The sequence below is a fragment of the Actinoplanes sp. NPDC051633 genome (genome assembly GCF_040681735.1).
In the GTDB taxonomy this organism is placed as follows: domain Bacteria; phylum Actinomycetota; class Actinomycetes; order Mycobacteriales; family Micromonosporaceae; genus Actinoplanes.
In genome coordinates this window covers 1-9,649 of the sequence record NZ_JBFAZH010000174.1, presented here as the reverse complement: position 1 = coordinate 9,649, position 9,649 = coordinate 1, and the positions used below count along the sequence as shown (strand labels likewise).

12 protein-coding genes and 1 tRNA gene are annotated in these 9,649 nt (G+C 69.8%); 9 read left to right on the top strand and 4 right to left on the bottom strand.

The window, feature by feature from the left end; all coding sequences use genetic code 11:
• On the top strand, nt 1–1,100 hold a 1,100-nt coding region (locus tag AB0M20_RS12955; protein ID WP_364297563.1), incomplete at its 5' end, for a hypothetical protein.
• Here the strand turns inward: AB0M20_RS12955 and AB0M20_RS12950 are convergent.
• The gene (locus AB0M20_RS12950; protein WP_364297561.1) at nt 1,101–1,556 is read right to left on the bottom strand and encodes a LuxR C-terminal-related transcriptional regulator; all 456 of its coding nucleotides are present in this window, start codon (nt 1,554–1,556) and stop codon (nt 1,101–1,103) included.
• A gap of 82 nt (nt 1,557–1,638) precedes the next feature.
• Between AB0M20_RS12950 and AB0M20_RS12945 the strand changes: the two genes are divergently transcribed.
• Nucleotides 1,639–1,860: a hypothetical protein gene (locus AB0M20_RS12945; RefSeq protein WP_364297559.1), complete on the top strand. Its 222-nt coding sequence runs from the start codon at nt 1,639–1,641 to the stop codon at nt 1,858–1,860.
• Nucleotides 1,861–1,866: 6 nt separating this feature from the next.
• Nucleotides 1,867–2,715: an aminoglycoside phosphotransferase family protein gene (locus tag AB0M20_RS12940; protein WP_364297557.1), complete on the top strand. Its 849-nt coding sequence runs from the start codon at nt 1,867–1,869 to the stop codon at nt 2,713–2,715.
• Nucleotides 2,716–2,722: 7 nt separating this feature from the next.
• On the opposite strand, the gene AB0M20_RS12935 is transcribed toward AB0M20_RS12940, so the two are convergent.
• Nucleotides 2,723–2,813, bottom strand: a tRNA-Ser gene (locus tag AB0M20_RS12935).
• A 64-nt stretch (nt 2,814–2,877) separates the two neighbouring features.
• On the opposite strand from AB0M20_RS12935, the gene AB0M20_RS12930 reads away from it, so the two are divergent.
• Nucleotides 2,878–3,843, top strand: coding sequence for an NAD(P)H-quinone oxidoreductase (locus tag AB0M20_RS12930; protein ID WP_364297555.1), 966 nt, complete (start codon nt 2,878–2,880; stop codon nt 3,841–3,843).
• Here AB0M20_RS12930 and soxR read toward each other — a convergent pair.
• Entirely contained in the window at nt 3,832–4,266 is a 435-nt protein-coding gene (soxR, locus tag AB0M20_RS12925; protein WP_364297553.1) for a redox-sensitive transcriptional activator SoxR, read from the bottom strand. The two genes, AB0M20_RS12930 and soxR, sit on opposite strands and share 12 nt — an antisense overlap.
• Before the next feature lie 49 nt (nt 4,267–4,315).
• Here soxR and AB0M20_RS12920 point away from each other — a divergent pair, with 49 nt between their 5' ends.
• The 5 genes from AB0M20_RS12920 (at nt 4,316) to AB0M20_RS12900 (ending at nt 8,315) form a co-directional block, all read left to right on the top strand.
• The gene (locus tag AB0M20_RS12920; protein WP_364297551.1) at nt 4,316–4,978 is read left to right on the top strand and encodes a thiamine pyrophosphate-dependent enzyme; all 663 of its coding nucleotides are present in this window, start codon (nt 4,316–4,318) and stop codon (nt 4,976–4,978) included.
• A gap of 1 nt (nt 4,979) precedes the next feature.
• Nucleotides 4,980–5,855 carry a transketolase gene (locus AB0M20_RS12915; protein ID WP_364297549.1) on the top strand — a complete coding sequence of 292 codons (876 nt, stop codon included), beginning with the start codon at nt 4,980–4,982 and terminating at the stop codon, nt 5,853–5,855.
• Between the two features lie 9 nt (nt 5,856–5,864).
• Nucleotides 5,865–6,326 carry a DUF427 domain-containing protein gene (locus AB0M20_RS12910; protein ID WP_364297548.1) on the top strand — a complete coding sequence of 154 codons (462 nt, stop codon included), beginning with the start codon at nt 5,865–5,867 and terminating at the stop codon, nt 6,324–6,326.
• A gap of 288 nt (nt 6,327–6,614) precedes the next feature.
• Nucleotides 6,615–7,295: an NlpC/P60 family protein gene (locus tag AB0M20_RS12905; RefSeq protein WP_364297546.1), complete on the top strand. Its 681-nt coding sequence runs from the start codon at nt 6,615–6,617 to the stop codon at nt 7,293–7,295.
• Nucleotides 7,296–7,337: 42 nt separating this feature from the next.
• The gene (locus AB0M20_RS12900) at nt 7,338–8,315 is read left to right on the top strand and encodes an aldo/keto reductase (RefSeq protein ID WP_364297544.1); all 978 of its coding nucleotides are present in this window, start codon (nt 7,338–7,340) and stop codon (nt 8,313–8,315) included.
• 8 nt (nt 8,316–8,323) lie between these two features.
• Here the strand turns inward: AB0M20_RS12900 and AB0M20_RS12895 are convergent, their stop codons facing one another.
• The gene (locus tag AB0M20_RS12895) at nt 8,324–9,526 is read right to left on the bottom strand and encodes an ATP-binding protein (protein WP_364297542.1); all 1,203 of its coding nucleotides are present in this window, start codon (nt 9,524–9,526) and stop codon (nt 8,324–8,326) included.
• Nucleotides 9,527–9,649 lie beyond the last annotated feature (123 nt).

The window sequence follows — 9,649 nt, the reverse complement described above, 5'->3', positions numbered from 1 at the left end:
ACGGCGCGACGCTGGATGCCACCACGGCCTCCGTGGAACGAGACGACGTTTCGGCCGGCGAGGCACTTACCGTATTTCGACCGACCGAGAACAAGATCGTCGTCAACACCGGTCACCCGCTGTTCCAGGCGGTCAGAACGAAGCTCGGCGGCGGAAAGAAGGCACAGGACGCACTGCGTCTGGTCGAGCTCGTCGCGATGTCGGACGTGCTGCTCGAGGGGCATCTGGTCGACATCGGGCTCGAGGAGACGCTGATCGAGGAAGTGGTCCGCTGGCGCGACACCCAGCTACGGACCGCGGCGGTGCGATTCGAGTCGGCGCCACAGGAACTCGTCGCTGAGCTGCGCGACTCGAGCCACGCGGGAGCGGCCCGCTTCGAGAAGGCGATAGCGCGTATCTTCCAATCGATGGGCTTCCGGGCCGAGCGCGACGGCCGGTCCGGCAAGAAGGACATCCTCGTGGTGGCGCCGGTCGGTGCCCAGGAGTACACCTTCACCGTCGAGGGCAAGGGTTCCAAACACGCCATCGTCAATGACGCGGCCGAGATCAGCGGTGCGAGCGCTCACGCACGCGATGCGGGCGCGTCGTTCGCAATCGTCGTGGCTCGCGAGTTCGCCGGCTTCCGCGGTAGCACTACCGATCCGATGGTCTTGAAGGAGTGCCGTGAACAGGCCACACCCGTCTCGATTGTCGATGTCGAAACCCTGGTGAAGCTGCTGGAGGCGCTGCAGGCCAACCACTATCCCCTGCCAAGCCTCGCCGCGATGCTGAAGGAGATCGAGCCGCCGGCGGAGAAGCTCGCGAGGGTGACGAGCTTCGTGGATCCGCTGCGGCGCTTCGAGTACCGCGATCTGCTCGACCGGATCTGGCAGCTCCAGCATGCGGAGGCCTCCGGCGAGTTCGTCTCGATTCTGCAGATCAGGCAGTCACGTCCCGACTGGAAGCAGATGACGACAGAAGACTTCACCCGCATGGTGATGGCGGTCGAGGCGATGTCGGGAGGTCTCATGACCATCAACTCCGCCCACTACGCGGTCAATCTCCTTCAGACGCCGGAGCTGGTCGGCGAGTTCATCGCCACACAGTTCGGCGCCGGCTGATCAAGCGGCCCAGCGGTTGCGGGCCGGGTCCATCCCGGCGATGCGGGCGTAGCGGCGCGCGATCTGCAGCGGGAACAACGCCTGCCCGGTCTCGCGGCGGCAGAGCCAGACCGGGCGTACCCCAAGCCTGGCCGCCATCTCCCGCTGGCTGATCCCGGCCGCGCAGCGAGCGGCGACCAGCCGGGCGAGCGGCACCCCCTCGGCCAGCACGCACGGCAGTGGCGGCATCTTTCCGGTCAGCACACCGATCCGGAAGCCGATGGCGACGGCGTTGGCGCGGTCGGCCGCTCCCAACTGCTCATAGAGCACCTTGAGCCGGGTGCTGACCGTCGCGGCCGAGAGGTGTGCCTGCCGCGCGATCTGTGCGGTGGTGTTTCCGTCGGCGATCGCTTCGAGGGTCTCCTGAAGCGGTGTGGTCAACGTGAGGTGGATGTCTTCCCAGGTCTGCTCGGTCATGGGGTCCCCCTCCCCTTCGACCCCATGCAATATCGTCACGCTGGAGATCGCTAGAACTGGGGGCAGGGAAGTGGACGCAGGCGTGGCCGTGTTCCTGTACGTGGTTTCGACCGTGCTGGTGCTGTCCGTGCTCTTCGTGATCATCCGGGCCGGAGTCTCCGCGGGCGTCCAGCGCGGCCTCGAGAGTTTCCTGCAGGAGGCGTCGCGCGAGGAGCCGGCCAGGTCGGACCATCCCGTGCCCCGGCGCATCGACATGCTGGCCGTCCACCTGGCGACGATCACCCGGCGCCCGCCGGAGGAGTAGCGCTCGATGTTCACTTGGGTCGCGAACCAGCTTGGCCGTGGCGCCATTGTCGCGGCGACCCGTTCGCTGCACGGCGGCGAGAGCCCGTGGAGAGTCGAGCTGAGGCTGGCCGGCGGGCTCGACCTCGCCGTGGTCGTCCGGTCGCCGACGAGCCGGATCACTCGAGAGATGATCGTCACGAACGCGGCCGCGCTCACCGTCGCCGAGCACCACGGCCTGACGGCTCCGCGTCTGCTGGCGGCCGACCTGGACGGTCGCCAGGCGGGCGAGCCGACCAGCGTGGAGACGATCATCGAGGGGACCACGGCGTGGCCGGCGGAGTGCCCTGCCGATCTGCTGAGGGCGGCCGGAGCGGCGATCGCCCGGGTGCACGAGATCACCTTCGAGCCGAGCGCGGTCCTCCCGTACCGTCCGCGGCCGATCGCGGTCGACGATTTCGCCGGCGAGCGGCGGCTCGGCAGAATGCCGACGACGGACCTGCTCCGTTCCGCCGACGAGTTGATTCGAGCGACGCCGACGCCGGAGGGCCGGGCGGTCTTCGTCCACGGCGACGTGTGGCCGGGCAACATCCTGGTGGCGGGCGACAGGGTCTGCGCCCTGATCGACTGGAAGACGGCCGGCGTCGGCCACCCGGGCGTGGACCTGGGCGAGCTCCGCAAGCAGGCTGCCATCTTCTACGGTGCGGAAGGCCCGAGGCACGTGCTGCAGGGCTGGGAGCGAGCGGCCGGCACAACGGCCCGGGACGTGGCGTACTGGGACGCGACGGCGGCACTGAACACCCCGACGGAGTGCAACAGCCCGGCCGAGGCCGCCCGCCGAGACGACTTCCTGCGCGCCGCACTAGCCGACCTGTAGATCGAAATGGCGGAGGGCGTGGGATTCGAACCCACGGAGACGCGGAACGCCTCACCGGTTTTCAAGACCGGCGCCATCGGCCACTAGGCGAGCCCTCCTGATGTTGCTCGTCCAGTCTGCCAGAACCGCGCGTTCCGTCCTCGCTGCGGGCAGACTGAGATCATGCGCGCCATTGTGATCGAGTCGCCCGACTCGCTGAGCTGGACCGAAGTGCCGGATCCGGAGCCCGCCGAGGGCGAGGTCGTCGTCGACGTCACCGCCGCCGGGGTCAACCGCGCCGACACCGCGCAGCGCCAGGGCCACTACCCGCCGCCGGCCGGCGCCTCGCCGTACCCCGGCCTGGAATGCTCCGGCGTGATCAGCGCAATCGGCCCCGGCGTGCGCGACCACCACGTGGGGGAGCGGGTTTCCGCCCTGCTCGCGGGCGGCGGCTACGCCGAGAAGGTCGCCGTGCCCGCCGGGCAGCTGCTGCCCGTGCCGCAAGGTCTGTCCGTGCAGGAGGCGGCCGCGCTCCCCGAGGTCGCGTGCACCGTCTGGTCGAACGTCGTCGACCTCGCCCGGCTGCGCCGCGGTCAGACCCTGCTGGTGCACGGCGGCGGCAGCGGGATCGGGACCTTCGCCGTTCAGCTCGCGAAGGCGCTCGGCGTGACCGTCGTCGCCACCGCCCGGGCGGCCAAGCACGAGGCGCTGACCAAGCTCGGCGCCGACAAGATCATCGACTACACGACCGCGGACTGGGTCGCGGAGACCAAGGACTTCACCGGCGGACGCGGCGCCGACGTGGTCCTCGACATCATCGGCGCGAAATACCTCGGCCAGAACATCGACGTGCTCGCCACCAACGGCCGCCTGGCGATCATCGGCTTGCAGGGCGGCCGCAAGGCGGAGATCGACCTGGGCGCGTTGCTGGCCAAGCGGGGGTCGATCTCCGCGACGACGTTGCGCGCCCGGCCGGTCGCCGAGAAAACCAGGATCGTGCGAGGGGTACGCGACCAGGTGTGGCCGCTCGTCGACGCCGGCACCATCAAACCGGTCATCGACACCACGATGCCGATGTCGGAGGCGATGGCCGCGCACCGCCGCATGGAGGCCGGCGACCACCTCGGCAAGATCCTCCTACTCGCCTAGGAGGGTTCGCGGACCCGGGCCGTCGACGGCCAGCCGATCCTGCGGGTTGATCAGCTGGCATCTCTTCATGGACAGGCAGCCGCAGCCGATGCACCCGGTGAGCTGGTCGCGCAGCCGCTCCATCAGCGTGATCCGCTCCTCGAGCCGCCGGCGCCAGCGGGCGGACAGCCGGGACCAGTCCGCCTTGGTGGGCGTGCGGCTCTCCGGCAACGCCGCCAGGGCCTCCCGGATCTCCTCGAGCGACACCCCGACCTGCTGGGCGATCTTGATGAAGGCCACCCGTCGCAGCTCGCTGCGCATGTACCGGCGCTGATTCCCGCCGGTCCGGGTGGACCTGATCAGCCCTTCCTTCTCGTAGTACCGCAACGCTGACGGCGCGACGCCGCTGCGCGCGGCGAAGTCCCCGATGGTAAGCAACTCCACAACTCTGTCGCCTTGCCTTGAAGTTCACTTTAACTTGCACTCTAGCCTCATGACGACCACGACGACGAACCTCGAGCGGCTGACCGCCGACCTCAAGCACGCGCCGAGCGCGAGCTCGACGCTGGATGTGCTCTGGGTGCTCTACGACCGCATCCTGCGGATCACCCCGGAGACCGTCGACGCCCCGGACCGTGACCGCTTCCTGCTCTCCAAGGGGCACGGGCCGGCGTCCTACTACGCGGTGCTGGCCGCGAAGGGCTTCATCCCGGACGACTGGCTGGACGGCATGTCGGAGCTGGGAAGCCACCTGGGCGGCCACCCGGACCGCACGATGATCCCCGGCGTCGAGATCGGCACCGGCTCGCTGGGCCACGGCCTGGGGCTCGCCGTGGGCACCGCGCTCGGCCTGCGGGCCCAGGGTTTCCTCGACTCCCGGGTGTTCGTGCTGCTCGGCGACGCCGAGCTGGATGAGGGCTCCAACCATGAGGCGATCGCGTACGCCGCGGCCACCCGCCTGCCCCTGACCGCCATCGTCGTCGACAACCAGTCGGCGACGCACGGCTGGCCCGGCGGGATCGCCGCACGATTTATCGGATGGTCGGCGTCCATCGTGGATGGACGAGATCAGGATGCGATCGAGTGCGCCTTGTCCAATCGCGACTTCGATCGTCCGCGGGTGGTCATCGCGCGCGTCGAGAAGAAGGAGTACTGAGATGCGGGACACGTTTGTCGCAACCACATCCGCCCTGCTCGAGGAGGATCCGCGTACCGCGGTGGTGCTCGCGGACATCTCGGCGGATGCGTTCGCCCCGGCGATGCTGAGGCACCCGGACCGGGTGGTGAACGTGGGCATCCGGGAGCAGTTGATGGCCGGGGTGGCCGGCGGGCTGGCGCTGACCGGGATGCGGCCGTTCCTGCACTCCTACGCGCCGTTCGTCGTCGACCGGGCGTACGAGCAGCTCAAGCTCGACCTCGGCCATCAGGACGTAGGTGCCGTGGTGGTCAGCGTCGGCGCCTCCTACGACGGGTCCTCGGCGGGATACACCCACATGTCACCGGGCGATGTCGCCCTGCTGGACACGTTGGATGGATGGACGGTGCACGTGCCGGGGCACCCCGACGAGGTGCCGCCGCTGCTGCGCGCCGCCGCGAGGAACGACGATCGGGTGTACGTCCGGCTGTCCACGAGTGAGAACAAGCGTGCTCATCCCACGGGTTTCAGTGTGATCCGCGAGGGCTGGGCGGGCGCGCCGGTCGTGGTGGCGGTGGGTCCGATGCTCGACCCGGTGCTGGCGGCGGTGGCCGACATGGACGTGACGGTGGCGTACACGAACACGCCCCGCCCACTGGACACGGCCGCCCTGCGCAGGCTGGTCAGCCGCGACGTGGTGCTGGTCGAGCCGTATCTGGCCGGCACGTCGAGCCGGCTGGTGGCCGAGGCGCTGCGCGATCTGCCGCACCGCTCGCTGCACCTGGGCGTGAGCCGCACAGAGGTGCGCCACTACGGCAGCCCGGCCGACCACGCGCGGACGCACGGGCTGGACGAGGCCGGGCTGCGACGCTCGATCGGGGAGTTTCTGCGGAGCTAGGCTCGGTTGATGGAGTCGGTCTGGGATTATCCGCGGCCGCCGCGCGTCGAGCCGGCCACCGAGCGCGTCCGCGTGGTGCACGCCGGGGTCGTGGTGGCGGACACCGACCGGGCCTGGCGGGTGCTCGAGACGTCGCACCCGCCGGTCTACTACGTGGCGCGCGCCGAGATCCGCCCGGACGCCCTGATGGCCGTACCGGACCGGTCTTTCTGCGAGTTCAAGGGCGTCGCCGGCTACTGGGATCTGGTGGTCGGCGACGACCGGGTCTCCCGGGCGGCCTGGTCCTACGAGCGGCCCAGCCCGGGCTATGAGGTGCTGACCGGTGCGGTCGCCTTCTACCCGGGCCGGGTGGACGAGTGCACGGTCGGCGACGAGCGGGTCCGGCCCCAGGAGGGCGACTTCTACGGCGGCTGGATCACCGCCGGCATCACCGGGCCGTTCAAGGGCGCCCCGGGCACCGCCGGATGGTAGAAAACCGTCTCTGACCTGCGGAAATGCGTCGCTTCCCGGCTTCCGCGGGGGATAAACGTCTCGCGTTCGCAAACCAATCTTTTGTGCGAATCGCCGGACCGAAAATCGCGATCCTCCCCATCCGCAATGCAATTATGTGCTCGTATGGTCGACGGAAATCACCCAGCATGCCCGGGTTCCCACTACCGTTTCCCACATGGGCGGCGGTAAACGCTTCAAAGGGATTCGCATGAGTGCCCCGGACCGAGCACGGAGGTTGTCCTGTCCCGTCCGTCCACGCGGCGCGCATTGACCGCCGGCGCCATTGTGCTCGCCGTTATCGCGCCCACTGCCGAGATCTCCGACCGTCCCGCTGACGCCGGCCCACAACCGCCGGCGACGGTGGAGTCGGCCGCCTTCGACCCGGTCATCACGATCAACAAGCGTCCGGAACGTGCGTCCCGGGGTGTCGCCCGGCGCGTCACGCCGGCTCGCCCGCCGCGCCGCAAGGCCGTGGCGCGAGCCGCGTCAGTGCAGCTCAAGAGGGTCGTACGCAAACCGGAGCAGGCTCGGAAGACAGTCCTCGAGCGGCGTAGCACCGCGCGGGTGAAGCCGCGCCGGAAGGCCGAGCGGCGGATGTCGCGCATCGGGTCGGCCCGCCCCGGGATGGCCGCGGTCATCGCCTTCGCGCGCTCGCAGATCGGGAAGCGATACGGCTCCGGCGGGGAAGGTCCGCGCTACTTCGACTGCTCCGGTTTCACGAAGAAGGCGTATGCCCGCGCCGGCATTCGACTGCCGCATTCCTCGGGTGCCCAAGCGGCCCGCGCGCGCAGCATTTCCCGCGCCGAGGCACGCCCCGGAGATCTCGTGGTCGGCCCCGGTCACGTCGGTGTTTACATGGGCGGGGGCATGATGATCGACGCGGGTAACCGGCGCACCGGAGTGGTGTTCCGCGAGCTCTACGACGGCCTGCACATCGAGCGGCTGTAAGAGGGGTGGGTGCGGGCCGGAGCCCGGACTAACGTCGGCGGCATGGACTATGTGCGTCTGGGTTCCACCGGTCTGAAGGTCTCCCGTGTCGCGCTCGGCATGATGAGCTACGGCGATCCGGCCCTGCGGCCGTGGGCGCTCACGCAGGACGCGGCGCACCCGATCGTCCGGCGGGCCGTCGAGGCGGGGATCACCTTCTTCGACACGGCCGACGTCTACTCCCAGGGCGCCAGCGAGGAGATCACCGGCCATCTACTGGCCGAGCTCTTCACGAGCCGCGACGACTACGTGCTCGCCACCAAGGTGCACGGGGCGATGGGCGACGGCCCGAACGACCGCGGTCTGTCCCGCAAGCACATCCTGGCCTCGATCGACGCATCGCTGCGCCGGCTCGGCGTCGACCACGTCGACCTCTATCAGGTGCATCGATGGGACCCGGAGACGCCGGTCGAGGAGACGCTCGAGGCACTGCACGACGTGGTCCGGGCGGGCAAGGCCCGCTATCTGGGCGCCTCCAGCATGTACGCGTGGCAGTTCGCGAAGGCGCAGTTCACCGCCCGGCAGCACGGCTGGACCCCGTACGTGTCCATGCAGAACCACTACAACCTGGTCTATCGCGAGGAGGAGCGGGAGATGAACCCGCTCTGCCTCGATCTCGGCGTCGGGCTGATCCCGTGGAGCCCGCTGGCTCGCGGCTTCCTGACCGGCACCCGGTCACGCGGCGGCGGCAAGCACACCAAGCGGGCGCAGAACGACACGTTCGGCGACGGCCTCTACGGCGACGACGACTTCGCGATCGTCGACGTCGTCGAGCAGATCGCGAAGGAGCGGGAGGTGCCCCCGGCTCAGGTGGCGCTCGCCTGGCTGCTGCACCAGCCGGCCGTCACCGCGCCGATCTTCGGCGCCACGAAGCTGGGCCATGTCGAGGACGCCGTGGCGGCGGTCGAGCTGACGCTCACCGAGCAGGAGCGCGCCCGCCTGGAGGCCCCGTATCGGCCGCACGCGATCAGCGGCCACTGACGACCGAGCTAGACCTTCGGGAGGGTGACCCGGACCGTCGTGCCGATGCCCGGCTCGCTGTGCACCCGGATGGTGCCGTGGTGCGCGTCGATGATCGAGCGCACGATGGCCAGCCCCAGGCCCGGGCCGGGCGCGGCCATCTGATCGGCCGAGGCGCTGCGGAAGAACCGGTCGAAGACGTGCGGCAGGTCGTCCGCGGCGATCCCGACCCCGGTGTCCGTGATGACGAGTTCCGGTTCGTTCTCGGCGTTCGCGTCGACGGCGATCTCGCCGCTCGCCCCGGTGAACTTGATCGCGTTCACCACCAGGTGGTTCAGCGCCTGGCCGAGACGCTTGGCGTCGCCGCGCGCGGGCACCGGACTCTCGGTGCGGTCGCGCAGCTTGACCTCCTTGTGCTCGGCGAGCGGCCGGCAGGCCGAGGTCACCTGGTGGGCCAGCTCGGCCAGGTCCACCTCGGCGAGGTCGAGCTGCAGGCCGTCCTCGGTGAGCCGGGCGACCAGCAGCAGGTCGTCGATCAGCCGGAGGAGGCGGTCGGAGTTGCGTTGCATCACCGACAGGAAGCGCCGCGAGGTCTCGGCGTCGAAGTCGTCGTCGAGCAGCATCTCCAGATAGCCGCGGATCGACGACAGCGGCGTACGCAGCTCGTGGCTGACGGTGGCCAGGAACGAGTCCTTCATGCGGTCGACCTGGCGCAGCCGGTCGGCGATCTCGCCGGCCTTGCGGGCGTAGCGGCGCAGCTCGAGCTGGACCGCGGCGTGCCGGGCCAGGCTGCGCAGTGCCCTGCGTTGGGCCGGCGTCAGCTCCCGCGGCTCGTGGTCGACCACGCAGACCGTGCCGACCGCGAGGGTTCCGTCCAGCACGACGGGCGCCCCGGCGTAGAACCGGATCGAGTCGTCCTGGAGCACGAACGGGTTGTTCAGGAACCGCGGGTCCTGCGCCGCGTCCGGCACCTCGAGCAGCTCGTGGCCGGTGATCGTGTGCGCGCAGAACGCCAGGTCGCGGTGGCACCCGTCCATCTCCAGCCCGACCTTGGCCTTGAACCATTGCCGATCGCTGTCGACCAGGCTGACCAGGCCCACCGGTGTGCCGCAGATCTCCGACGCGAGCAGCGCGATGTCGTCGAAGTCCTCCTCCGGCGCGGTGTCGAGCACTCGAGCGTCGTGCAGCGCCGCGAGCCGGGTCGGCTCGTCCTCGGGGAGCGGTGCTCTCACCAGCCGATCGTCTCACTCGAATCGGTGATTTCGCCCGATAACGGCGGCCTTCGGTCCGGTTTGCGAGGTGCGGAGCGGTGGGGCCGCAAACGGCAGTCGGGGGGCCGCGGGGGGCGGGGGGCG

Excerpts from the sequence above, each read along its gene's own strand:
- AB0M20_RS12950 (WP_364297561.1), bottom strand. The coding sequence starts at position 1,556 with ATGACCGAGCAGACCTGGGAAGACATCCACCTCACGTTGACCACACCG.
- AB0M20_RS12940 (WP_364297557.1), top strand. The coding sequence starts at position 1,867 with ATGTTCACTTGGGTCGCGAACCAGCTTGGCCGTGGCGCCATTGTCGCG.
- AB0M20_RS12930 (WP_364297555.1), top strand. The coding sequence starts at position 2,878 with ATGCGCGCCATTGTGATCGAGTCGCCCGACTCGCTGAGCTGGACCGAA.
- AB0M20_RS12920 (WP_364297551.1), top strand. The coding sequence starts at position 4,316 with ATGACGACCACGACGACGAACCTCGAGCGGCTGACCGCCGACCTCAAG.
- AB0M20_RS12915 (WP_364297549.1), top strand. The coding sequence starts at position 4,980 with ATGCGGGACACGTTTGTCGCAACCACATCCGCCCTGCTCGAGGAGGAT.
- AB0M20_RS12910 (WP_364297548.1), top strand. The coding sequence starts at position 5,865 with ATGGAGTCGGTCTGGGATTATCCGCGGCCGCCGCGCGTCGAGCCGGCC.
- AB0M20_RS12900 (WP_364297544.1), top strand. The coding sequence starts at position 7,338 with ATGGACTATGTGCGTCTGGGTTCCACCGGTCTGAAGGTCTCCCGTGTC.